Origin of the sequence: Lichenicoccus sp. (genome assembly GCF_965277665.1) — a bacterium.
Classification (GTDB): Bacteria; Pseudomonadota; Alphaproteobacteria; order Acetobacterales; family Acetobacteraceae; genus Lichenicoccus.
The window spans coordinates 1,472,176-1,494,857 of record NZ_OZ255835.1 but is presented as its reverse complement, the minus strand read 5'-3'; the positions used below and the strand labels follow the sequence as shown (position 1 = coordinate 1,494,857).

Genomic DNA, 22,682 nt, shown 5'->3' with positions numbered 1-22,682 from the left:
CGCAAGAAGACCATGATGCTGCATCCTGGTCCGGCGCGGACCCTATGGTCCCGGTCGCCACAAGGCAAGTCGGAGGACCCAACCGTTCCGGTCGCAGCCTCAGACAGCACCTTCGGGACGCGAGCGGGCGAGCGGCGGCACGAACAGCGGCGCGGTGTCCCAGGGGAACAGGATCCAGGTCTCCTGCGGCACCTCGACCACGAACATGTCGGTCGCCGGGCGGCCGGCGGGCTTGGCGTAGAGGCAGGCGAAATAGGCTTTCGGCAGGATGCTGCGCACAAGCTGCGCGGTGACCCCGGAATCCACCAGGTCGTCGATGATCAGGAAGCCGTCGCCGTCTCCGGCCGCCGCCGGCGACTTCAGCACGCGTGGCGCGCCGTGGGTCTCCTCGTCATAGGAGACCACGGAGATGCTCTCGATCAGCCGGCAGTCGAGCTCGCGACCGATGATCGCCGCCGGGATCAGGCCGCCGCGGGTGATCGCGACGATGCCTGTCCAGGGGCCGAGCGGCATGAGGCTTGCCGCGAGCTGCCGGGCGTCGCGGTGCAGCTGGTCCCAGGTGACGGTGGCGTAGCTTATGGCCATCGGCGGGGCGCCCGTATGGGAACAGGCGGCCGCATCAGAACAGGCGGCCGCCGTCCGGGACCTTGTGGTCCGGCCGGATCAGCACGACCTCGCCTTTGGAGTCCGGCATGCCGAGGGTGAGCACCTCGCTGACGAACGGGCCGATCTGACGCGGCGGCAGGTTGACCACGGCGCAGACCTGGCGGCCGATCAGCTGGTCGGGGGTGTAGTGCCGGGTGACCTGGGCCGAGGAGCGCCTGATGCCGAGAGCCGGTCCGAAATCGATCCAGAGCCGGATCGACGGCTTGCGGGCCTCCGGGAAGGGCTTGGCGTCGGCCACGGTGCCGACGCGTATGTCGATGCCGTAGAAACCGTCGGCGGTGATGACAGGCGCCATGCCGTCGGACGGCGCGCCGGTCGGTCCGGGAGACTCGGAGGAGGTGCCGCTCATGCAACCTTCTGGCCGATCGCACCGAATTTGCCAAGCCGGGCGACGCGCATGCGGCGGGAGGCCGGCGACGTCTCGGTCAGGTTTGAGCTGCTGCCGGTCTGGTGGACACCCGGTTTAGGGTGTTTCGCAGGATCGGAGGGTGCGGATCGGGCGGCGACGGTTCAAGCGGGAGGCGGAAGGTCAGGGGCAGGAAGGCCGAAGGGTGCGCGCGATCTCAAGACGTTCAGGGGACGTGCGGATGTGGCGGCGGTGATCGCCAGGATCCCGGTCGAGGCGCTGGTGCTGCTATCGTCAACAGGCTGGTGGAGTGTTGGGAGGAGTCGGCTTGTCTATGTAATGCACCTGCATTACATAGCAGGTGTGGAGGGGGAGGCCAGGGAGATGGCTGCGACGGCTCTTGTGCAGACCCGGATCGACCCGGCGATCCGCGACCGAGCGGCGGAAGTGCTCGACGGAATCGGTATGACCGTCTCGGACGCGGTGCGCATTTTGCTGACACGGGTTGCGAAAGAGGGAGCCTTGCCGGCCGGGCTGACGGTCAATGCGGTCGAACACGACGCATGGTTTCGCGGCGAGGTCGAGAAGGCGCTGCGGGAAGCGGCCGATCCGAATGTGCAGTGGATCCCGCATGAGGAGGTCGCTGCGGACTGGCGCAAGCAACGGGCCGAGCTGGTGAGGCGAGCCGGTAAACGACCTGCGTGAGGGTCAAATGGCTACCGGTTGCGGCGCGCGAGCGTGCAATCCAACTCGCCTTCATTGCGGAGCGTAATCCTTGAGCCGCCATCGATATGGGCGATATGATCGAGGTAGCGGTATAGCAGCTGGAGCAGCATCCTCAGATAGGGCGCGCCGGACGGATTGTCGGGACGCGCGAGCTCGTTGTCAGCGGCACACCCTACATCCTGGTCTATTTCGTGGCGGATGAGGCTGTGCAGGTCCTGCGTGTTCTGCACAGTTCACAGCAATGGCCGGAATAGTCTTACTTGAGAGAAGGCTGGCAGCGGCAGACACGATCATCTTTGTTGATCTCCCGCTCTGGATGCACTTCTGGCTTGCCGCCGAGCGCCAGATATCTGCCGCGCGAGGCGAGGATCGCAGTGACCCATTAGAGGGCTGTGACCAACTAGCTGTGACGAGAAGGTTGTTCGAGTTGATCTGGCGCGTGGATCAGGATCTCAAGCCACGACTTCAAGCAATGTTGGAGCGTCGTCCTGCTACAGCGGCTTACCACCACCTGACGACGATGGCGGAATTGGATGCTTTCGGCAGGAGCTGATGTCCGGTTCGGGTCGAAAGCAGCGGCCGTGCGCCTTAGGCGAACTATTGCGCGTCCGGCCCCGACATCATCTGAGGCGTCCGCCAGTTGCCAGAAAACCCCTGACGACCTCCGAGCATCTATGGCGACAAGAGCTCAACAGGAGGGTGTGCGGCTTGCCAAGCGACCCCAGCCCGACGTTCCACAGGGGCGTGGTTCGCGCGTCACAAGCGGGAACGCGACGTGGATAGCTGGCCACGCTGAAAATCTTGCCCCTTAAAACAATGACTTGGCGCGCTAAATGGCTCCCGGAGTAGGACTCGAACCTACGACCGAGCGATTAACAGTCGCTTGCTCTACCAACTGAGCTATCCGGGAATGGCGGTGGCCCGTATAGCGACGCGGCAGCAGGACGTAAAGCCCCGCGGACCGTCCGCGCCAGGCGCGTCCGCCGGACAGCGCCGACAGGAAGTGACGATGGCCGAGCATCCCGGGGCCGAGCATGCAGGTCCTGACGCCTTGGAGCGCCGCCGGCTGATGCTGGCCGCAGGCGGGGCCGGGCTTGCCGTCGGCGCGGCACTGGTCGTGCGCAACCAGATCCGCCACCCGTACAAGAACAAGCACGTGACCCCGGATGGACGGCCGCGCCGCCTGACCCTGGCGGCGACCGGTCCGCGCCACGATCCGGTGCTGCTGGCGGCGCGCGACCAGGGCCTGTTCGCGCGCTACCGTCTCGATATCGCCTATCCCGAGCCTGTCCTGTCGGGGCGCGACGCGCTGGATCAGGTGCAGAGCGGGCAGGCCGATGCCGCGGTCGCCTCCGCCCTGTCGTGGCTGCCGCGGCTGCAGGCCGGCCTCGCGGCGCGCCTGGTCTGCGGGCTGCAGGCCGGCAGTTCGCGCCTGCTGGTCGCCCGGCGGTCGCCGTTCCGACGCATCGAGGACCTGCACCGCCATGTCATCGGCATCGGCAACCTGGACAGCCCGGACCGGCTGTTCTTTTCCATCATGATGCGTCGCAAGGGGATGGACCCGAACCACGACGTGGAGTGGCGGCAGCTGCCGCCGGAGGGTCTCGGGCTGGCGCTCAGCGAGGGCCAGGTGCAGGCGGTGGCAGGCCATGATCCGGCGATCTGGCTGCTGCGCGACGGGCTGCATTTCGACGAGCTCGCCTCCTCGATGTCGGGCAGCTACAGCGTACGGGTCAGCCGCGTGCTGGGGTTGCGCAACACGCTGCTGCATGACGACCCGGTGGCCGCGGTGGCGCTCACCCTGGCGATGCAGGACGCGGCGCGGTGGGTGGCGATGCATCCGCAGGAGACCGCGACGCTGCTGGCGGCCGAGAGCCGGTCGCTCACCGTCGAGCAGTGCGCCCGCATGCTGAAGAGCGAGGGACGGTCGGTGCATCCGGTCGGCAAGGATCTACGTGATCAGGTCGCGCAATACATGGACGAGTTGAAGCTGATCGGGCTGACACCGGAAACCCTTGATTCAGCAGCGTTCGCGAAGAGCGTGACGGCGAACGTGCTCAAGGCCTGAGCGCTTTCGTTGCAGCAGACTGCGTCTCCGCTGCAACAAAAACACAATGCTGCCTTGTTGGTCAGGTCAAACCCTGTTCCGCGAACGTGCGTTCGCTATATTCGGGTCTGCACAGAGGCTGCGATTTCCACGATGGACATGGCTTGCACGGATGGCTCCGTACTACCGGCCGACGACAGCAGCAGCTCGTTTGAGCGCGAGACCGCCTGCGGCGTCCGCGCGGTGCGACGGGATGCCATCGCCGCCCTGCGGCTGCGCGAGCGCCAGGGGGTCGACGGCCCGTCATTGCTGGCCGACGCGCTGTGCGGCCCGCTTGCGGACCAGCTCGCCGTCGTCTCGTCCTTCGGCGCGGAGTCTGCCGTCCTGCTGGCGGTCGTCGCCGGGATCAACCCGGCGACGCCCGTCATCTTCCTGCAGACGGGCAAGCACTTTCCCGAGACGCTCGCCTATCGCGACCGGCTCGCGGAGCATCTCGGCCTGAGCGACGTGCGCGATGTGGCGCCGGACCAGGCCCGGCTGCGCAGCCAGGACCCGACCGGAGAGCTCTGGTACTATGATGACGAGGCATGCTGCGCGGTGCGCAAGGTCGGTCCGCTGGAGCAGGCGCTGCTGCCGTTCGCGGGCTGGATCACCGGCCGGAAGCGGTTCCAGGCCGCCACCCGGTCCGGACTTGCCGTGGTCGAGCAGGAGGCCGGCCGGTTGAAGCTGAACCCGCTCGCCGGATGGGATCAGCGCCGCCTGCAGGACGAGTTCGCGGCGCGCGCACTCCCGCGTCATCCCCTGGTGGACCAGGGCTACCGCTCCATCGGCTGCGCGGTGTGCACGCGTGCGGTGGGTTCCGGCGAGGACGGCCGCGCCGGGCGCTGGTCCGGTTCGGGGAAGGTGGAATGCGGTATCCATCGGGTGCCGGCCTGACCGTCGATCCGGTCTGTTCAGGCAGGGCCCGATTGATTATCAGGACCAGGCTGGCCGAGTGGTGGAATGGTAGACGCGGACGACTCAAAATCGTCTGCCGAGAGGCGTGTCGGTTCGAGTCCGACCTCGGCCACCAGCATGTTCCAAGGATGCTTGAAAACGCCTGATGCTGGATGAGAGCAACTCGCAGGGTTGCGGCCGGCCTGGCTTTTCGAGCACCGCAGCGCAGCGGCCGTTTGGCCGTGAGCAGTGGAGCGGAGAAAAGGCGGGTCGGATCGCCAGCAGCAGGCGTTTTCAAGTATCCTTGCCGCGGCGTTGCTGGCGCAGCACGTCCTCGATCCAGGCATTGAGCCGTAGCGTCGCGGTCTCCGCATCCTGGCGCGCCGGATAGGCATCGGGAAACCGCAGTGCCAGCCAGCGCCAGGCGACCAGCCGCTTGTGCCGCTTCTCGGCGTGTTCCAGCTCGTCGCGCGAGGCGCGTTCCGGCGAGGACAGCTTGCCGATGCCGGGCGGGATCACCGGCCGGCCGGCGGCATGGTCCGCGGCCCAGGCGGCAAGCCGGGTGATGCCGTTGTCGCGCTCGTCGATCGGGCACATCGCATAGGTCCAGCGCTGGGTCAGCTCGAGGCCGGAGATGCCCTCGAGCGCGGAGGCGACCGCGAAGGCCTGTCCCATGTCGGCAAGCCGGTAGTTCGGGTCGTCGCGGCGCAGCACCGCCCGGCGGATGCGCACCAGCACGCCGAACAGGCTGTCCGAGCCGATCTCGGCGGCCACCGCGCGCACGATGTCGGCGTCCGGCTGCACCAGCGGGCGCAGCTCGGCCTGCGGCAGCGGGGGGGCGGCCAGCATGGCGCGCACGAAGCTCGCACTGCCGGCACCGGCCAGCACCGCCACCACGCCGGTCTCGTGCCGGCCGTAGCGCCCGGCGCGGCCGCCGATCTGCTTGACCTCCTGGGCGGAGAGGTCGCGGCTCATGCTGCCGTCGAATTTTCGCAGGGCCGCGAACACGATGCGCCGGATGTTGAGGTTCAGCCCCATGCCGATGGCGTCGGTGGCGACCAGGATCTCGGCGTCGCCGGCATTGAAGCGCGCCGCCTCGGCCCGGCGCACCTCCGGGCTCAGCGCGCCATACACCACCGCGACCCGGCGGCCGCGCGCCAGCAGGGCTGCGCGCAGGTCGAGCACGTCGCGGCGCGAGAACGCGATCAGCGCGTCGCCGCGCTGCAGGTGGGCGAGCTTGACCGCCTCGTCGGCGGCGACCAGCGGCCCCTTGCGCTCGAGCGTGATCTCGTCGAGCGGGTCGTCGCACAGCGCGGCGATGCGGCGCACCATCGGGATGCAGTCCGGCGCCCCCAGCACGAACAGCTGGCGTGCCGGCGCCCCCATGATCGCGGCGGTCCAGGCGGCGCCGCGGTCCGGGTCGTGCAGCATCTGCGCCTCGTCGACGATGGCGACGTCGACAGGGTTGTGCAACGGACACATCTCGACGGTGGCAGCGAGATGCCGGCTGCCGGGCACCGGGATGCGCTCCTCGCCGGTGGAGAGCGAGCAGGGCACGCCCCGGGCGCCCAGCGCCTCGCGGAACTCGTGCGCCAGCAGGCGCAGCGGCGCCAGCGCCATGCCGCTCTCCGCGCGCGAGAGCGTGTCCAGCGCCGTGTGCGACTTGCCGCTGTTGGTCGGGCCGGTGACCAGGGTGATGCGGCGGGCAAGCGCGCGCGCGGTGCGGAAATGCGCGGCGTAGCGATCCAGCGCCGCGATCCGGGCGATCGCGGCGTTGCCGATCCGTATCCCCGTCTGCTGGGTCCGGCCTTGGCGTTCCCCGGCCTGGCGCGCCCCGGCCTGGTGCGCCCCGGCCTGATGCGCGGCACCGGTCTCGGACACGAGCTGCTCGCGCAGCCGGGCCAGCTCCGCCGGGTCGAACTCCCAGTGCTCGACGCCGTCGCGGGTGACGCGGCGGGCCACCGGCAGCCGGTTCTCCGCCACCAGGCGCAGGGCGGTGCCGCGGTCGATGCCGAGCAGGGCCGGAACATCGGCAAAGCCGACCAGGCTGCGCTCCCAGTCGCGCAGGCGCTGCAGCTCCGTGCGCCGGCGACGCCGGGCGGCGGCCTCGACCGCCTCGCGCTCGGCCCGGCGCTGCTGCTCGGTGCGCGTGGCCGCCTCGGCAAAGGCCTGATCCCCTCCGAAGGCCTCGGCGATCTCGCGGGCCAGCATGGCGTGCTGCTGTGGCGACAGCACGCGGCCGGCGCCGTCGAACAGCTCGGCGGCCACCAGCTCCAGCGCCGCCTCGGGGCTGTCGGCGGTGGCGCGGTAGCGGGTGGCGAGGATCGGCTCAAGGGCCGCCGCCAGCGCCGCGTCGTCGGCATCGGGATCGTCGATCAGCTCGGCCGCGAGCTGCGCGTCGGCGCGGGTGACCCAAAGCCGGCTGCCGCGCTGGCTGCGATCGATCAGGCGCGAGGCCCAACCCTTGCGGCGCACCTCGCACAGGGCGGCGCGCACGGTCTCGCGGCTGGCATGGTGCTCGCCGGAGAGCGCGCTTCCCGGTGGCAGCCGGCGCGCGACCAGGCGGATCAGGCGGGGCAGCTCGCGGCTCTGCACCGCGAAGCCGGACGCTTCGATCGCAAGCTCGGCGGGCGACCTGCCCTGGTGCAGTTCGGTCGGATCGGCGGTGGTCATCGTCATCTAATGAGGCACCGCGGCGCGAGACGCCAAGTGTCGCGCGGGATCGCCCCGATTCCCATCCTGCCGGCGCTGCATTAGGGTGCGCGCCCATCCCGCTGCCGTATCGAGCCCGCCCATGCATCCAGCGCCGAAGCCTGTCCTGCGCCCGGCCAATCCGCGCTTCGGATCCGGACCGTGCGCCAAGCGCCCGGGCTGGAGCCTGCACGCGCTGGAGAACGCTTTTCTCGGCCGCAGCCATCGCTCGGCGGAGGGGCGGGCGCGACTGGACGCGGTGATCCGGCGCTCGCGCGCGCTGCTCGGCATGCCGGATGGCTGGCGTCTCGGCATCGTGCCGGGATCGGACACCGGCGCGGTGGAGATGGCGCTGTGGTCGCTGCTCGGCCCGCGACCGGTCGATGTGCTGGCGTTCGAGAGCTTCACCGCCGCCTGGGCCCATGACATCGTGGCGCAGCTGGCGTTGCCGGAGGCGCGCGTGCTGGCGGCGGAGTACGGTGTGCTGCCGCCGCTGGCGGCGGTGGACTGGTCGCGCGACGTGGTGTTCGCCTGGAACGGCACCACCTCCGGCGTTTGCTTGCCGGGTACGGACGCGATCCCGGCGGCGCATGCGGGGCTGGCGATCTGCGATGCGACCTCGGCGGCGTTCGCGATGCGGCTGCCCTGGGACCGGCTCGATGTGGTGACCTGGTCCTGGCAGAAGGTGCTTGGCGGCGAGGCGGCGCACGGCATGCTGGCGCTGTCGCCGCGTGCGGTGGCCCGGCTGGAGGGCGCGCCGCCGCCACGGCCATTGCCCAAGCTGTTCCGGCTGACCAGCCCGGGACGTTCAGCAAGCGGGGGCCGCCTGATCGAGGGTATCTTCGCCGGCGACACCATCAACACCCCGTCGATGCTGTGCACCGAGGACGCGCTCGACGGCCTGCGCTGGGCGGACGGCATCGGCGGCCTCGAGGGCCTGATCGCCCGCAGTGCCGCCAACCTGGCCGTGATCGCGGCATGGGTCGAGCGCACCGACTGGATCACGTTCCTCGCCGCGGTGCCGGCGACGCGGTCCAGCACCTCGATCTGCCTGCGGATCGTCGCACCCTGGTTCGCGGCACTCCCGGCGGTGGAACAGGCGCGCGCGGCGCGGCACCTTTCCGGTCTGGTCGAGGCCGAGCAGGCGGGGTACGACATCGCGAGCTACCGCGACGCGCCGCCCGGCCTGCGCATCTGGGGCGGTGCCACCGTCGAGACCGCCGACATCGAGGCCTTGTTGCCGTGGCTCGACTGGGCCGCGGCCGAGACGCGGTTGGCGTTCGCTGGTAAGACCGCCGCCGGATGACCGACGACCTGCCCCCGAACCCGGCCTTGCTGCCCGCCGGTCTGCGCGACCTGCTGCCGCCGGACGCGGAGACCGAGGCGCTGTCCGTCGAACAGCTGATGGCGGTGTTCGCCTCGCACGGCTACGAGCGGGTCAAGCCGCCGCTGCTCGAGTTCGAGGACAGCCTGCTCTCGGGATCGGGGGCCGCCATCGCCGAGCAGACCTTCCGGCTGATGGACCCCTCGACGCGTCGGATGATGGGCCTGCGCCCGGACATGACGCCGCAGGTGGCGCGCATCGCCGCCACCCGCCTGACCAATGCGCCGCGTCCGCTGCGGCTGTCCTATGCCGGCGCCTGCATCCAGGTGCAGGGGGGCACCCTGATCGCGGACCGGCAGATCTCGCAGGCCGGGATCGAGCTGATCGGACCCGACCAGCCGGAAGCCGATGCGGAGGTGATCGCGGTGGCGGCGCAGGCGCTGGCGGCACTCGGTCTCGCCCGGGTCAGCTTCGACCTGACGCTGCCGTCGCTGGCGCCGATGCTGATCGAGGAGGCCGGCATCCCGGCGGCCGTGCGGCCGGAACTGCTGCGCGCGCTGGATCGCAAGAACGCCGCCGAGGTCAGCCATCATGGTGGCGCACTCGCGCCGGTGCTGAACGAGCTGCTGCTGGCGGCGGGGCCGGCGGCGCGTGCGCTCGCGGTGCTGCAGGCGGCGGATCTCACGCCCGGCGCGCGCGCCTTGTGCAACCGGCTCGCCGAGAGCGTCGCTGCCATCCTCGCGCGTGCCCCCGGCCTGCGGCTGACCATCGATCCGATCGAGTTCCGCGGCTGGCGCTACCATACCGGCCTGTGCGTGACAGTGTATGCGACGGGACGGCACGAGGAGCTCGGACGCGGCGGGCGCTATCTCAGCGGCGGCGGCGAGCCGGCCTGCGGGATCACCCTGCGTCCGGAGGCGCTGCTGCGCGCCGCGCCGGGACGGCCGCCCCGCGCGCGCGTGCTGCTGCCGGTCGGGGTCGCTGCGGCGGCGTCATCGGCGCTGCGCGAGGCTGGCTACGCCACGGTGGCGTGCCTGGTCCCGCACGCCGATCTCGCGGCCGAAGCCGCGCGCCTCGGCTGTAGCCACATCCTGCGCGCCGGCGCGGCGGTCGCCCTCCCTGTTGCCGCTTCTGGCGCGCCTTCTGGAGACTGAGCATGTCGAACGTCACCGTGATCGGCGCGCAATGGGGCGACGAGGGCAAGGGCAAGATCGTCGACTGGCTCGCCAGCCGCGCCGACATCGTCGTGCGCTTCCAGGGCGGCCACAATGCCGGCCACACGCTGGTGGTCGGCAACCAGACCTACAAGCTGTCGCTGCTGCCGAGCGGCCTGGTGCGCGGCAAGACCGGCCTGATCGGCAACGGCGTGGTGATCGACCCGCAGGCGCTGCTCGCCGAGATCGACCGGGTGCGCGCGCAGGGGCTGGACGTGACGCCGCAGAGCTTGCGCATCGCCGAGAACGCGGCGCTGATCCTGCCGGTGCACGGGGCCATCGATCGCGCGCGCGAGGTGGCGCGCGGCGAGCGCAAGATTGGCACCACCGGCCGCGGCATCGGCCCGGCCTACGAGGACAAGGTGGCACGGCGCGCCATACGCGTGTGCGATCTGGCGGAGCCCGAGACGCTCGACTGGAAACTCGACGAGCTGCTGCTGCACCACAACACGCTGCTGCAGGGGCTTGGCGCGCCGGTCTTCACCAAGCAGGACTTGATGGACTGGCTGATGGCGCTGGCGCCGCGCATCCTGCCATTCGCCGACCGGGTCTGGGAACTGCTCGACGAGGCGCGGCGCGCCGGGCGTCGCATCCTGTTCGAGGGTGCACAGGCGGTGATGCTGGATGTCGATCACGGCACCTATCCGTTCGTGACCAGCAGCAACACGGTGGCGTCCAACGCCGGCACCGGCAGCGGCGTCGGCCCGGCTTCGATCGGTTTCGTGCTCGGCATCGCCAAGGCCTATTCGACCCGGGTCGGCGCCGGCCCGTTCCCGACCGAGCTGTTCGACGAGACCGGGCGGCTGCTCGGCGAGCGCGGCCACGAGTTCGGCACCGTCACCGGGCGTCCGCGCCGTTGCGGCTGGTTCGATGCGGTGCTGGTGCGCGGCGCGATCCGCGTCGGCGGCATCAATGGCCTGGCGTTGACCAAGCTCGACGTGCTCGACGGGTTCGACGAGATCAGGATCTGCACCGGCTACACGCTGGACGGGATCGCGGTGCGCCACCTGCCGGCAGCACCCGCGGCGTCGCTGCGGACCCTGCCGGTGTTCGAGACCATGCCGGGCTGGAAGGAGACCACGCGTGGCGCCCGCTCGTATGCCGACCTGCCGGCGCAGGCGATCAAATATGTCCGGCGCATCGAGGAGCTGGTGGAAGCGCCGGTGACGCTGCTCTCCACCAGTCCGGAGCGCGACGACACCATCCTGGTGCGCGATCCGTTCGAGGGATAAAGCTGCTCCATCAAACGACAAGCTGAGCCTGATCGATCGGATCAGGCTCTAGCCCGCATAGTCCGAGAACCGGGGCTCCGGCATGCCATCGTCGCCTCGCAGCCAATCCACCTTGGCCCGCAGGTAGGCGGTCATCGCATTCAGGTGCGCGGCCTGCTGTTCCAGCCTGGCGACCTGTCGGGTCATGATCTCCGCACTTCGCTCGCGGGTCATCTTTCCCGACCGATGTTCTTCGCCCAAGGCGGAGATTTCCTTGAGTGAGAATCCCATCGACTGCGCCATGCGGATGATCCGGGCGATCTCGACATGTTCCGCGGTGAAGACCTGATAGGGGTTGCGGCCGCCCTTGCTGCCGGTCTGGGGCTCCAGCAGGCCGAGCCGTACGTAGAACCTCACGGTGTCGCTGCTCAGTCCCGTGCAGCGGGCAAACTCTGAAATCAGCATCCTTGACCCGTTGACCATGGACTTAGCTCCAGGGTTATAGCTCTGGTCGTGGGTCGTTGAGGAGAATGAAAATGATGAAGACCGCTTTGGTCACAGGTGCCTCGTCCGGCATTGGCGAGGCCACGGTGCGTCAGCTTCTGCGCGATGGTTTCCAGGTGTACGCAGCAGCACGACGCAAGGACCGCATGGCGCCCCTAAAAGCCGCGGGCGCCAGCGTGATCGCACTGGACCTGACGGATGACGGATCGATCGTGGCAGCAGTCGAACAGATCGCCAGGCAGGCTGGTCGGCTGGACGTGTTGGTCAACAACGCGGGCTACGGCGCCTACGGTGCGCTCGAGGACGTGCCCCTTGCCGAGGGCCGCAGGCAGTTCGAGGTCAACGTCTTCGGGTTGGCCAGGCTCTGCCAGCTTGCCTTGCCGATGATGCGGCAGCAGGGCGGCGGCAAGGTCGTCAACGTGACCTCGATCGGCGGCAAGGGCGGTGAGCCATTCGGCAGCTGGTACCATGCCACCAAGTTCGCCGTCGAAGGCATGAGCGACTGCATGCGGATGGAGCTGGCGCCGCATGGCATAGACGTCGTCATCATCGAGCCGGGGGCCATCCGGACCGAATGGGGTGGCATCGCCCATGACAGCCTTCTGATGTCGTCCGGCAATACCCCGTATGGTCCCTGGGCACGGCGACATGCGTGGTTGCTGGGAAGCGCCCTGACGTCGCGGTTGCCGTCGCCTCCCGAGGTCGTCGCCAGGACCATCGCCAGGGCGGTCGCTGCCCGACGTCCCCGGACACGCTACGCCTCCGGTGGCGGTGCGAGGGTATTCCTGTTCATCCGGCGCGTGCTGTCCGACCGCCTCTTCGACAAATTCATGTGGTGGGTGTCGCAGCGATCCGGTGGATCGGCACAGGTCGCGGCCGGATTGGCTGCGTGACCTGAAGGCGGTGGCGTCAGGGAGGCAGCTCGCTGTTCGCGAGCCTGTCGCAGAACTCCGCGAATTCACTCGCCGTCGCGAATGAGCTCTGCGTGCCCGGCCGCGTCACCGCATCCGCGGCGTAGCGCGCGGCGTGATGCAGCGCCTGCAGCTTGTCGTGGCCGCCGACATAGTGATGCGCAAAGGCGCCGATGAAAGCGTCGCCGGCGCCCGTCGTGTCCACCGCGCGGACCGCGACCGGGGCGATGCGTTCGGTCCCGTCCGGCTCGACCAGCAGCGCCCCGTCGGCGCCGAGTGTCACGATCACCGCGCCGATGCCATGCGCGAGCAGTCCGCGTGCCGCGTGCTCGGCCTCGTCGGGCGTGCGCGTGGGCAGCCCGGTCAGGATCGCGAGCTCGGTCTGGTTCGGCGCGAAGAAGCTGACGCCGGCGATGCGGTCCAGCGCGAGTTCGGGCGTCGCTGGCGCCGGGTTGAGCAGCACCGGGACCCTGTTGGCCCGCGCGAACGCGATCGCGGCATAGATCGTCCGCAACGGGACCTCGAGCTGCAGCAGGATCAGGCCGCAGCCGCGCAGATCGTCCGCGGCCGCCTCGACATCCTCCGGCCCGAGCGCGTCGTTGGCGCCCTTGACGATCAGGATGCGGTTCTCGCCGTTCGGCTCGACAAAGATCGGTGCGACGCCGCTGGACAGGCCACGCACGACACGCACATGGCGGGCGTCGATGCCGAGACCCTCGAAATTGCTCAGGGTGTTGCGCCCGAACAGGTCGTCGCCGATGCAGGTCACCATCAGTACGTCGCTGCCCAGCTTCGCCGCGGCGACGGCCTGGTTGGCGCCCTTGCCGCCGGGGCCCATCGCGAAGCGGGGTGCCGACAGGGTTTCCCCGGCATCGGGCATGCGGTCCACGTAGGTCACGAGATCGACCATGTTGCTGCCGATCACGGCGATGCGCCTGCTCATCATGCCTGCTTCCTGTCGCTGGATAATTGCTCGATGTGGGTTGCCATCCGGTCGGCGGCGGCGCGGTCGAGATATCCGGCGGTGAGCGAGAAGCCGGCCTCCGCACCCGGTGCGAGGAGGCGCACATTGCCCTTGCGACGCTCCGCCGCATAGCCTTCCGGCTCGCAGGTCGAGGGCAGCGAGAAGGCGGCGACCTTCTGGTCCGGGTCGTCGAGGATCCAGCGCACGCAATGCGGAAACTGCGCCGGCGCGTGGCTGAGCGCGAACCCGTCCCCTTGCGGACGGCGCAGCATGATGGCGGTGCGTCCGTCCGGTCCTCGCGGCAGGGCCTTGAGGTAGAAGACCTGCTCGGGATCGTAGCGCGCGGGTTCGTCGAGCTGCCGCATGCGTTCGGGTGAGCGCGCCAGCGTCTCGATGAAGGCGAGATAGTCCGGGTTCGGCTGCACATGCGCCGGCACCGCGCGCCGCACCTGGACATGCGCCGGCGTGAACGGCACCGGCTGGATGATGCGGCCGTGCGGCACGAAGGCGAAGTTGACATGCGCCATGTACATCAGCTCCATCGGCTTGCCGGAGCGGTTTTCGATGTGCATGCCGATCTCGAACAGGGTTGCGCGCTCGCCAAGGGCGACAAACGGGCGCGCCAGGTAGTGCGGGCCGAACCCCACCACATGCTCGTGCTCTCCGCCCAGGCGCAGGGTCAGGCCGTGCGCATCCTCGCCGAGCTCCAGCCAGGCATCGCCGAGTGTCGCGGTCGGGAACTCCCCGTGCGCCGCATGGTCGTCCTCAGGACCCGGGACGCCGTTGCGCAGCAGCCCGCTATGGAAGGCAAGGCAGCCATAGGTGCCCGCAATGCCTGACGAGGGCAGCGGCATCGAGAAGCCGCTCTGCATGGCGAGCGGCACGCCGTCGAACTCGGCCTGCCAGATGATCTGACCATACCAGGGCAGCAGGACCAGGCTGCCACGGGTGTTGCGCAGACGCAGCGCCTCGATGCCGCTCGCATAGCGGAACAGCGACGCGGTCAACGCGCCCGCTTGCAGCATCACCTGCTCATCACGGGTGGCGAGGCTGCGGTGCAGCGGAAGCGTTGCGAGGGTTCGTTGCATGCTCATGTCTTCCGCGTGCGCCAGGCGTTGAGCGCGATCGAGAGCAGCAGGAACGCGCCCCAGACGAAATCGACCAGGAAATTGCTGAAGCGCATCAGCTGCAGGCCGCTCGACAGCAGCATCAGGGCGACCAGTGCCACCGCGATGCCGGGTACCGAGCCGCGTCCGCCGGCCGGATTGGTGCCCCCCAGCACCGCGATCAGCACCGCCTCCAGCAGGTACGAGACGCCGTAGTCCGACTTTGCGGCATTGGTTCGGGACGACAGCAGAATGCCTGCCATGCTGGCGAGCGTGCCGCTCAGCACATAGGACCAGAAGATCGTACGCGCGGTGCCGAGGCCGGCGAACAGGGCGGCGCGGCGGTTGGTGCCGATCAGCAGCAGGTCCATGCCGAACGGCGTGCGCGCCAGCATCACGGTGACCAGCACGGCGATGACGAGGAACACCACCAGCGGAACCGCCACTCCGAACAGGCTGCCATTGCCGATATATCCCCAGGCCATCGGGTAGCCGACGATCGCCGGGCCGCCGGTCAGCACCAGGGCGAGCCCGGTGAAGATCTGGCCGGTGCCGATCGTCGCCAGGATGGGGGTGATGCGTACGCGCGCGATCAGCAGCCCGTTGACGGCGCCGCCGACCAGGCCGGTGGCCAGCGCCATCCCGACGCCGGCCAGCACCGGCAGCGTCGCCATGTGCATCAGCGCCGGGCCGTGCGCGCCGCCATAGGCGTGGAAGAACAGCCCGGCCAGGATGGCGGACAGGTTGGCCAGCCCGATCACCGAGAGGTCGATGCCGCCGGTCAGCATCGCCAGCATCATCGCAATCGACAGCAGGCCGAGTTCCGGCGCCTCGTAGGTGATGGACTCGAAGATGTACGGGCGCAGGAACTTGTGCGGGTTCAGCGTCGCCATCACCACGAAGATCACGACGGTGAGGATGGCCAGCTGCAGCAGGCTGCTGTCATATTGCCCCAGGCGGGCGCGGCGCAGGCGGGCTAACATGCTCCGGCTTCCCTCAGCCGAGACGCTTGCGGTCGCGCCAGGAGCTCGCGGCGGTCGCCGCGATCACGATCAGGCCGACCACGACGCGCTGCCATGTCGTGTCGATATGCATGATGATCAGGCTGTTGGTGACCATCACCAGCGTGAACACGCCGAGCACGGTGCCGAGCACGCTGCCACGGCCGCCGAAGATGCTGGCGCCGCCGAGCACCACCGCGGCGATGACGTCGAGCTCCATGCCGACCATGTCGTGCGGGTTGGCGATCCAGATCATCGAGCCGTGCAGCAGCCCGGTGAAGCCCGCGAGCGCGCCGGCAAGCCCGTAGATCAGCATGCGCGTGTTGCGAACCGAAAAGCCGATCCGGCGCGCCGCCTCCTCGCCGCCGCCGAGCGCATAGATGCTGCGTCCAAGCAGCGTGTGGCGCAGCAGCAGATGCACACCGACCGCGATGACCGCATAGACCAGGATCATCGCCGACAGGCCGAAATGCTGGCCGCCGCTGGTCACCTGCAGCAGGTCGGTGCGGGCGAATGCGATCAGGTGCGGTGGCATGCGGTCGATATTGATCTGGCTGGCGCCGACCGCGCCGAGCAGCAGGCCGCGCACCGCGGTTCCGGTGCCGAGTGTGACGATCAGCGGGATCATGCGCAGCGCGTGCACGAAGAAGGCATTCACCAGCCCGAGCAGCAGCCCGATCAGGGTGGCGGCGATGAACGGGAGTGCGACGCCGTCATAGCCGAGCGTCACCATGCCCTTGATGGTCAGATACATCGACGCGATGGCAAAAGCCGGAAACGAGACGTCGATGCCGCCGGACAGCATCACCATCAGCACGCCAAGTGCGAGGATGCCGGTGATGACGTTGGCGCGCAGCAGGCTGAACAGGTTGGCCGCGTCCCAGAAGGCGGGATTGACGCTGCCGATGACCAGCATGGCGACCACCAGCACGATGCCGACACCGAGTTCGGGTATTCGCACGGCCCGCTGCGCCAACGCCTTCACGTCAGCGCCCCGAGCCGGTCGGCGAGCGCGGCCTCGCTGGTGTCAGCCGCGGCGAGCATGTCGACCAGCCGTCCGCGATGCATCACCGCGATGCGGTTGCAGGTTGCCACGAGTTCGGGGATGTCGTCCGAGATCATCAGCACGGCCAGGCCGCGCTCGCCTGCAAGGTCGCGTATCTTGCGGTGGATGCTGGCCTTGGAGCCGACATCGACGCCAACGGTGGGTCCGTTCAGGATCAGCAGGGACGGGTGGCGCAGCAGCCAGCGCCCGATCACCACGCGCTGCTGGTTGCCGCCGGAGAGCTGCATCACCGGACGCGCGCCCGTGGGCGTGGCGATTGCCATCTCGCGCAGCATGCCGGCCGCCGCGTCGGCGGCGCGTCGGCGGCGTATCAGCCCGTAGCGGCTGAGGGCTGCGAACGAGCTCGCCAGCAGGTTGCGGTCGATGCTGGCAGGCATGAACAGCCCCTCGGTGAGGCGGTCCTCCGGGACGTAGGCGATGCCCCTCGCGATCGCCTGCTGCGGGTTCGCGAGCCGCGTCGCCCGGCCATGCAGGCTGATGCTGCCGCGATAGGTCGGGCGCATGCCGAACAAGGCGAGTGCGAGTTCGGTGCGTCCGGAGCCGAGCAGCCCGGCGACGCCGACAATCTCGCCCGGCATGATGTCGAGGCTGACATCCTCGAGCTCGCCCTCGACGGTGAGATGCGCCACGGCGAGCACGGGCGTGCCCCCGGTGGTTCCGCGGTCCCATCGATACGGCTCCTCGGCGATGTCGGAGCCGGTCATCGCGCGCGTGATGACGGCTTCGTCATAGTCCGCGATCGGGCCCGCGGTGACCACCTCGCCGTTGCGTATGACGGTGAGCCGCTCGCTGATATCGAGCATCTCGCGCATCTTGTGGCTGACGAACAGCACCGCGATGCCACGCGCCTGGATGTCGCGCACCACCGTGAACAGCCGCTCGACCTCGCGGCCGGTCAGCGCCGTGGTCGGCTCGTCCATGATCAGCAGGCGCGGATCGGCCATCAGGGCGCGCGCGATCGCCACCAGTTGTCGCCCGGAGGTCGGCAGGGTGTCGACGCCGGCCTCGAGATCGAGTGCCACCCCCAGGCGGCTGGCGGCGGTGCGGGCGTGCTCGCGCATGCGCCGCCAGTTAATGATGCGCCGGCGATCGCGAAGTTCGCTGCCGAGTGCGAGGTTCTCGGCAACGGTGAGGTTCCCGAACAGCGAGAAATCCTGGTAGATCACCTGCACGCCGTGCGCGATCGCCTCGCGCGGCGTGAGCCCGGCCATGATCCTGCCGTCGATCTCGATCTTGCCCGCGTCCGGCTGGTTCACGCCCGACATGATCTTGATCAGCGTCGACTTGCCGGACCCGTTCTCGCCGGCAAGACAGTGGATCTCGCCGGGCGCGATCGCGAGCGACACGTGGCGCAGGGCCTGCACGCCGGCAAAGCTCTTGCTGACGCCACGCAGCGCGAGCAGCGGCGGGGGCATCGGAAAGCCGCAGGCCAGGACTAGAAGTTGTACTGGCCCATGTTCGCCTTGGTGACGCCGACCCAGCCTTGGCCGAACAGCACGTTGGCCCGCTGCGGGTCGTTCGCCTTGAGATCGGTATAGCCGGTGAGCCCGATATTCAGGCCGGCCTTGATCGGCTGCTTGCTGAGCGCCAGCACGGCGAGGATGTTCATGGCGTAGCCGGCCACCGCCGGGTCCCAGAACTGGATGTATTCGATGTCGCCGTCCTTGAGATATTGCCCCGCCACCGAGACCAGCCCAGTGCCCGAGAAGAAGAGCTTCCCCTTCAGGCCGCGCTCGGCAATCAGGCGACCGGCGCCGGCCGAGGTCGGCATCGGCGCGCCCAGGATGCCGGTCAGGTCGGGATAGGTGGTCAGGATTTCCTTGAGCTTGTTGTAGTCGGTGGTGGCGTCGTCATACGTCTCGATGCGCTTCGTCACCTGCTGCATCTTCGGGTAGTGCTGCTGCTGGTAGGCGACGCCGCCATCGATCCACTCGTTCTGCGACTGCGAGGTCAGGCTGCCGACGGTTGCGATATACTTGCCCTGTTCGCCCATCTGCCTGGCCAGCACCTGCATCAGCTTGGCGCCGTAGGCGTGGTTGTCGAACGCCTCGACGTCGTAGTCGGTCGCCTGCAGGTTCGACGCCTCGTGCGAGATCACCACGATACCGCGGTCACGCGCCTTCTGCAGCACCGGCTCGACCGCCTCCACCGAGAACGGCACGATGCAGATGGCATCGACACCTTGGCCGATCAGCGTCTCGACGATCTGCACCTGGGCGGCGGCGTCGGCCTGGCTCGGCCCGACCATCCAGGTGTCGTGCCCCTGCTGCGCACCGAACTGCTTGACGCCGACGCGCATGCGGTCGAACCAGGCGATGCCGTCGACTTTGACCACGGTCGCGATCGAGTATTTCTTCGTCGCTTTGGCGGTGATCGTCTTCGGCACGCCGACGGTCGCGACGGCGGGGGTGTCGGCCCGGGCGGTGCGCGGCACGACCCAGCCGGCGGCGAGCGCCGCCGCGGCCAGGGAGGAGAAGTGGCGGCGGCTGAACTCGGTCATGGAACGTCTCCGGGTTGCTTTGCTTTGGCGCGGCTTCTGTGTCCGCGCCGGATGTGGACGGGTGCCCGCTTCGGCGGCCGGCGTCGTCAGGGGCCGGAGGCGTCGCCGGCGGGTGCCTCGCCGATGATCGCGATGCCGGAACTGGTTCCCAGACGCGTGGCGCCGGCTTCGATCATGGCACGCGCCACCTCCAGCGTGCGTATGCCGCCCGACGCCTTGACCCCCATATCGGGTCCCACCTCGGCGCGCATCAGCGCCACGTCGGCGCGTGTCGCACCTCCGGTCGAGAAGCCGGTCGAGGTCTTGACGAAGTCGGCCCCCGCTGCCTTGGCGAGCCGGCAGGCGGTGCGCTTCTCGTCGTCGGTGAGCAGGCAGGCCTCGATGATCACCTTGAGCACGGCGCCGCGGCAGGCGTCGCGAACGGCGGCAATGTCGGCGCCGACCGCATCGGTGCGGCCGTCCTTCAGCGCGCCGATATCGATCACCATGTCGATCTCGGCGGCACCATCCGCGACCGCCGCCGCCGCCTCGGCTGCCTTGATCCGGCTGGTGCCGGCGCCGAGCGGGAAGCCGATCACCGAGCAGGCGCGCACGTCGCTGCCTGCCAGCAGGCCGGCGACCGTTCTCACCTGCACCGGGTTCACGCAGACCGACTTGAAGCCGTGCCGGAGCGCCTGCTCGCAAGCGGTCGTCACCTGCGCCGTGGTCGCGTCCGGCTTGAGGATCGTATGGTCGATCAGGCTCGCGAGGCTCTTCGGATCGAAGCTCTGCGCCATCGTCTGCGTCTCCCGGCCGCATCGCCGTGTCTTCGGCTTGTTAGGATCGTCACATATGGTAGAAATCTAACATTGGCAAGTGCGGGAAGGCGGCGGGGGTTGGCAGATGGCATCGGCTCGGGGCGTCGTCAAATGCGGCTCGATGATTTGAGCGCGCTGGTCGGCGAGCGGGGATCGGTGCGTCTCGCCGAGGCGGCGCACCGGCTCGGCGTCTCCGCGATGACGTTGCGTCGGGACCTGGCAGGGGCAGGAGCAGGGGCCGGGGCCGGAGCTGCGGTCGAATTGCTCGGCGGCCACGTGATTGCGTCCTCCGCCGCCGCGCGCTCGCGCTACCGACTTGAGGACGAGACCGACAGCCATGCGCCGGCGAAGCGCCTGGCCGCCGAGCGGGCGGCGCGCCTGGTGGGGCGGGGCGACACGCTGTTCATCGATTGCGGGACCACGATGCCGCATCTGGTGGCGGCGCTGCCCAGGGATCTCGATCTCACCATCGTCTGCTACGCGCTGAACATCGCGGCACTGGCCGCGCAGGTCGCCGGGGCCCGTCTCTACCTGCTCGGCGGCCTGTTCCACGCGTCATCGGCCACGTTCACCTCGGATGATGCCCTGCGCGGCTTGCACCGGATTGGCATCAACAAGGCATTCCTCTCGGCGGGCGGCCTCGATGCCCGGCACGGCGCCACCTGTTCGAACTTCAACGAAGCGCCGGTGAAGCGTGCGGTGATCGGGCAGGCGCAGCACAGCGTCCTGGTGCTCGACAGCAGCAAGCTGGGGCAGGTGAAGCCGGTGCACTTCGCCGCCGCCGGCGCGTTCGGGCAGATCATGACCGAGCATGGAGTTTTGCCGCAGCGGGACTAGCGGTTTCGCTATGTCAGTCTCTCTTCGGGCAGACCGTGTTGCTGTCGATGTCGCCGTCACCGAAGAACACGCCGTCGTTCGCGACGGAACCCTCGGTGGCGAGCGTCTGCCCGGACGAGCCGGCGTTTCTGCATCGGGTCTGGTCTCACTTGCCATCATAGGTGATGCGATACACGGCGCCGCCATAGTCGTCGGAGACCAGCAGCGACCCGTCCTTCATCTGCTGCACGTCGACGGGCCGCCCCTGGTAGGTGTGGTCGGGCGTGAGCCAGCCGGAGGCGAAGACGGTCATATGGGCTGCGGTCCCGTCAGGCTTCAGCTTGGTGAACATGACACGGGCACCGATCGGCACCGTGCGGTTCCATGACCCGTGCTGGGCGCTGAAGATGCCGCCGCGATACTCCCTGGGGAACATCGTTCCGGTGTAGAACGACATGCCGAGATCGGCCGCGTGCGCCACCGTCTCGATCTCGGGGAAGACGATGTCGGCCGGCGGCGTCGTGTCCTTCCACAGTTCGGTGCGGATGTGGCCGCCACCGAACCGGGGATAGCCGAAATTCTGCTCGGCCCTGGTGGCGCGGTTGAGCTCCCCGGGCGGGATGTCGTCGCCCATGCCATCGACCTGGTTGTCGGTGAACCAGAGCGTCCTGTCGACCGGGTTGAAGTCCAGTCCGAGAGAATTGCGAAGTCCGTGCGCATAGACCTCACGACCGGTGCCGTCGAAGTTGATGCGGTTGATGGCACCCATGCCGGACTTGTCGTAGAGGTCGTACTTCTCCTTCGGCATGATATTGATCGGCTCGGCGGTTGCGATATAGAGCTTGTTGTCGGGGCCGACGCGGCAGACACGCGCACCGTGGTTGAACTTCGCCTCGCCGGGCGGGATGTGCTGGCCCTCCGGCACCACGTCGTGCTCCTGCGCATCGGCGCCGTCCACGGAATCGAACCGCATGACCCGGTTCAGCTCCACGACGAACATCGTGCCGTCCTTGGCAAAGCACACCCCGTTCGGGTCCTTGAAGCCGGCTTGCGGCTGCCGATCTGGGTCGTGGTACCGACGGCACTGACCGCCGCCGCGACGTTGTTGTTCTGGTCGCGCACCGGAGCCGAGATGCAGCGCAGGTCGGGGGCCTGCTTTTCGTCGTCGGTGGCCCAGCCGCGCTTCCTGACCAGTCCGAGATGGTCGCGGAAGATCGCCGCGTCGGTGATGGTATTCGGCATGCGCGCCTCGAACGCGATGAGTTTGATCATCTCGTCGAGCTCGGGGTCCGGCAGCCACGCGAGGAGGACCTTGCCGAGAGCCGAGCTGTGCAGCGGGAACCGCTTGCCGACCCACGACTTCACGACGATGTCGGAGTCGAACGGGACGCGGGCGAGATAGACCGCCTCGGTGCCATCGAGGATGCCGAGATGACAGGTCAGCCGCACCTCGCGTGCGAGGGATCGCAGCAGCGGCACCGCCTCCCGCTCGAGGCCGCGATGATGCGAGGCGCGGCCTGCGAGTTCGATCAGCCGGAGGCCGATCGCGTAGCCGCCGTCGGGGCTGGCCTTGAGCAGGCCGAGGTCACACAGCGTGGCGATCAGATGGTGCGTCGAGCTCTTCGGCAGTCCGAGCCTGGACTCGATCGCGGTGAAACCCAGGCCCGGCTCGCGGGCCAGCAGATCGAGCATCGATACCGCGCGGGCGACAGCAGGGGCCTTCTGACCCTGAACGTCACCGGTGACGCCGTTCTTTAGGCGGAACCATCGTTCGTAGCCTGGAAACGCTGCAGCCGGCGTGCCTGGGTCTCAAGCCGCCTCGGCTCGAAATCTCGCCGTTCGGACGCCCATGCGGG

Annotated in this window: 23 protein-coding genes, 2 tRNA genes and 1 pseudogene; 11 read left to right on the top strand and 15 right to left on the bottom strand. The window is 68.9% G+C overall.

The window, feature by feature from the left end; genetic code table 11:
* Window positions 1-99 precede the first annotated feature (99 nt).
* Both gpt and ACQY4O_RS06775 read right to left on the bottom strand, forming a co-directional pair.
* The gene (gene gpt, locus ACQY4O_RS06780; RefSeq protein ID WP_428375434.1) at window positions 100-585 is read right to left on the bottom strand and encodes a xanthine phosphoribosyltransferase; all 486 of its coding nucleotides are present in this window, start codon (window positions 583-585) and stop codon (window positions 100-102) included.
* Between the two features lie 34 nt (window positions 586-619).
* Window positions 620-961, bottom strand: a complete 342-nt coding sequence (locus ACQY4O_RS06775) for a tRNA-binding protein (protein WP_428378127.1) — start codon at window positions 959-961, stop codon at window positions 620-622.
* A 435-nt stretch (window positions 962-1,396) separates the two neighbouring features.
* On the opposite strand from ACQY4O_RS06775, the gene ACQY4O_RS06770 reads away from it, so the two are divergent.
* The 3 genes from ACQY4O_RS06770 (at window position 1,397) to ACQY4O_RS06760 (ending at window position 2,291) form a co-directional block, all read left to right on the top strand.
* The gene (locus ACQY4O_RS06770) at window positions 1,397-1,717 is read left to right on the top strand and encodes a type II toxin-antitoxin system RelB/DinJ family antitoxin (RefSeq protein WP_428375433.1); all 321 of its coding nucleotides are present in this window, start codon (window positions 1,397-1,399) and stop codon (window positions 1,715-1,717) included.
* A 119-nt stretch (window positions 1,718-1,836) separates the two neighbouring features.
* On the top strand, window positions 1,837-1,992 hold the full coding sequence (locus tag ACQY4O_RS06765) for a type II toxin-antitoxin system RelE/ParE family toxin (protein WP_428378126.1): 156 nt from the start codon (window positions 1,837-1,839) through the stop codon (window positions 1,990-1,992).
* Window positions 1,980-2,291 (top strand): hypothetical protein, encoded by a 312-nt coding sequence (locus ACQY4O_RS06760; protein ID WP_428375432.1) that lies wholly within the window; start codon window positions 1,980-1,982, stop codon window positions 2,289-2,291. Before ACQY4O_RS06765 ends, ACQY4O_RS06760 begins: the two co-directional genes overlap by 13 nt.
* A gap of 281 nt (window positions 2,292-2,572) precedes the next feature.
* On the opposite strand, the gene ACQY4O_RS06755 is transcribed toward ACQY4O_RS06760, so the two are convergent.
* A tRNA-Asn gene (locus ACQY4O_RS06755) sits at window positions 2,573-2,648 on the bottom strand.
* Between the two features lie 99 nt (window positions 2,649-2,747).
* On the opposite strand from ACQY4O_RS06755, the gene ACQY4O_RS06750 reads away from it, so the two are divergent.
* The 3 genes from ACQY4O_RS06750 to ACQY4O_RS06740 all read left to right on the top strand — a co-directional run bounded on the left by ACQY4O_RS06750 (window position 2,748) and on the right by ACQY4O_RS06740 (window position 4,857).
* The gene (locus tag ACQY4O_RS06750) at window positions 2,748-3,806 is read left to right on the top strand and encodes an ABC transporter substrate-binding protein (protein WP_428375431.1); all 1,059 of its coding nucleotides are present in this window, start codon (window positions 2,748-2,750) and stop codon (window positions 3,804-3,806) included.
* A gap of 138 nt (window positions 3,807-3,944) precedes the next feature.
* On the top strand, window positions 3,945-4,721 hold the full coding sequence (locus ACQY4O_RS06745) for a phosphoadenylyl-sulfate reductase (RefSeq protein ID WP_428375430.1): 777 nt from the start codon (window positions 3,945-3,947) through the stop codon (window positions 4,719-4,721).
* Between the two features lie 52 nt (window positions 4,722-4,773).
* Window positions 4,774-4,857, top strand: a tRNA-Leu gene (locus ACQY4O_RS06740).
* Between the two features lie 158 nt (window positions 4,858-5,015).
* Here ACQY4O_RS06740 and ACQY4O_RS06735 read toward each other — a convergent pair.
* A complete protein-coding gene (locus ACQY4O_RS06735) occupies window positions 5,016-7,394 on the bottom strand; it encodes a helicase-related protein (RefSeq protein ID WP_428378125.1) in 2,379 nt (792 codons plus the stop codon).
* Window positions 7,395-7,515: 121 nt separating this feature from the next.
* Between ACQY4O_RS06735 and ACQY4O_RS06730 the strand changes: the two genes are divergently transcribed.
* Genes ACQY4O_RS06730 through ACQY4O_RS06720 form a run of 3 tightly spaced genes read left to right on the top strand, consistent with a single transcriptional unit; the run spans window position 7,516 to window position 11,182 of the window.
* Window positions 7,516-8,718 (top strand): phosphoserine transaminase, encoded by a 1,203-nt coding sequence (locus tag ACQY4O_RS06730; RefSeq protein WP_428375429.1) that lies wholly within the window; start codon window positions 7,516-7,518, stop codon window positions 8,716-8,718.
* Window positions 8,715-9,890 carry an ATP phosphoribosyltransferase regulatory subunit gene (locus ACQY4O_RS06725; protein WP_428375428.1) on the top strand — a complete coding sequence of 392 codons (1,176 nt, stop codon included), beginning with the start codon at window positions 8,715-8,717 and terminating at the stop codon, window positions 9,888-9,890. Before ACQY4O_RS06730 ends, ACQY4O_RS06725 begins: the two co-directional genes overlap by 4 nt.
* 2 nt (window positions 9,891-9,892) lie before the next feature.
* Window positions 9,893-11,182, top strand: a complete 1,290-nt coding sequence (locus ACQY4O_RS06720; RefSeq protein WP_428375427.1) for an adenylosuccinate synthase — start codon at window positions 9,893-9,895, stop codon at window positions 11,180-11,182.
* 48 nt (window positions 11,183-11,230) lie between these two features.
* Here the strand turns inward: ACQY4O_RS06720 and ACQY4O_RS06715 are convergent, their stop codons facing one another.
* Window positions 11,231-11,644 (bottom strand): MerR family transcriptional regulator, encoded by a 414-nt coding sequence (locus ACQY4O_RS06715; RefSeq protein WP_428375426.1) that lies wholly within the window; start codon window positions 11,642-11,644, stop codon window positions 11,231-11,233.
* 53 nt (window positions 11,645-11,697) lie between these two features.
* Between ACQY4O_RS06715 and ACQY4O_RS06710 the strand changes: the two genes are divergently transcribed.
* Window positions 11,698-12,558, top strand: a complete 861-nt coding sequence (locus ACQY4O_RS06710; RefSeq protein ID WP_428375425.1) for an oxidoreductase — start codon at window positions 11,698-11,700, stop codon at window positions 12,556-12,558.
* A 16-nt stretch (window positions 12,559-12,574) separates the two neighbouring features.
* Here the strand turns inward: ACQY4O_RS06710 and rbsK are convergent, their stop codons facing one another.
* The 7 genes from rbsK to deoC form a co-directional block, all read right to left on the bottom strand.
* Window positions 12,575-13,522: a ribokinase gene (gene rbsK, locus ACQY4O_RS06705; RefSeq protein WP_428375424.1), complete on the bottom strand. Its 948-nt coding sequence runs from the start codon at window positions 13,520-13,522 to the stop codon at window positions 12,575-12,577.
* Window positions 13,519-14,634 (bottom strand): aldose 1-epimerase family protein, encoded by a 1,116-nt coding sequence (locus ACQY4O_RS06700; RefSeq protein ID WP_428375423.1) that lies wholly within the window; start codon window positions 14,632-14,634, stop codon window positions 13,519-13,521. The genes rbsK and ACQY4O_RS06700 overlap by 4 nt, the downstream gene beginning before the upstream one ends.
* On the bottom strand, window positions 14,631-15,629 hold the full coding sequence (locus ACQY4O_RS06695) for an ABC transporter permease (RefSeq protein ID WP_428375422.1): 999 nt from the start codon (window positions 15,627-15,629) through the stop codon (window positions 14,631-14,633). The genes ACQY4O_RS06700 and ACQY4O_RS06695 overlap by 4 nt, the downstream gene beginning before the upstream one ends.
* Window positions 15,630-15,642: 13 nt before the next feature.
* Window positions 15,643-16,632, bottom strand: a complete 990-nt coding sequence (locus ACQY4O_RS06690) for an ABC transporter permease (protein WP_428375421.1) — start codon at window positions 16,630-16,632, stop codon at window positions 15,643-15,645.
* On the bottom strand, window positions 16,629-18,128 hold the full coding sequence (locus tag ACQY4O_RS06685) for a sugar ABC transporter ATP-binding protein (protein ID WP_428375420.1): 1,500 nt from the start codon (window positions 18,126-18,128) through the stop codon (window positions 16,629-16,631). The genes ACQY4O_RS06690 and ACQY4O_RS06685 overlap by 4 nt, the downstream gene beginning before the upstream one ends.
* A 20-nt stretch (window positions 18,129-18,148) precedes the next feature.
* Complete coding sequence (locus tag ACQY4O_RS06680) at window positions 18,149-19,213, bottom strand: autoinducer 2 ABC transporter substrate-binding protein (protein WP_428375419.1); 1,065 nt, start codon at window positions 19,211-19,213, stop codon at window positions 18,149-18,151.
* Window positions 19,214-19,299: 86 nt separating this feature from the next.
* Window positions 19,300-19,989 (bottom strand): deoxyribose-phosphate aldolase, encoded by a 690-nt coding sequence (gene deoC / locus ACQY4O_RS06675; RefSeq protein WP_428375418.1) that lies wholly within the window; start codon window positions 19,987-19,989, stop codon window positions 19,300-19,302.
* A gap of 132 nt (window positions 19,990-20,121) precedes the next feature.
* On the opposite strand from deoC, the gene ACQY4O_RS06670 reads away from it, so the two are divergent.
* A complete protein-coding gene (locus tag ACQY4O_RS06670; RefSeq protein WP_428375417.1) occupies window positions 20,122-20,847 on the top strand; it encodes a DeoR/GlpR family DNA-binding transcription regulator in 726 nt (241 codons plus the stop codon).
* Window positions 20,848-20,992: 145 nt separating this feature from the next.
* On the opposite strand, the gene ACQY4O_RS06665 is transcribed toward ACQY4O_RS06670, so the two are convergent.
* The 3 genes and pseudogenes from ACQY4O_RS06665 to ACQY4O_RS06655 form a co-directional block, all read right to left on the bottom strand.
* On the bottom strand, window positions 20,993-21,826 hold the full coding sequence (locus ACQY4O_RS06665) for a PQQ-dependent sugar dehydrogenase (RefSeq protein WP_428375416.1): 834 nt from the start codon (window positions 21,824-21,826) through the stop codon (window positions 20,993-20,995).
* The gene (locus ACQY4O_RS06660; RefSeq protein ID WP_428378124.1) at window positions 21,808-22,356 is read right to left on the bottom strand and encodes an IclR family transcriptional regulator; all 549 of its coding nucleotides are present in this window, start codon (window positions 22,354-22,356) and stop codon (window positions 21,808-21,810) included. The genes ACQY4O_RS06665 and ACQY4O_RS06660 overlap by 19 nt, the downstream gene beginning before the upstream one ends.
* Window positions 22,357-22,407: 51 nt before the next feature.
* Window positions 22,408-22,527, bottom strand: a pseudogene (locus tag ACQY4O_RS06655) (helix-turn-helix domain-containing protein); the annotation flags it as partial.
* Window positions 22,528-22,682: the final 155 nt, after the last annotated feature.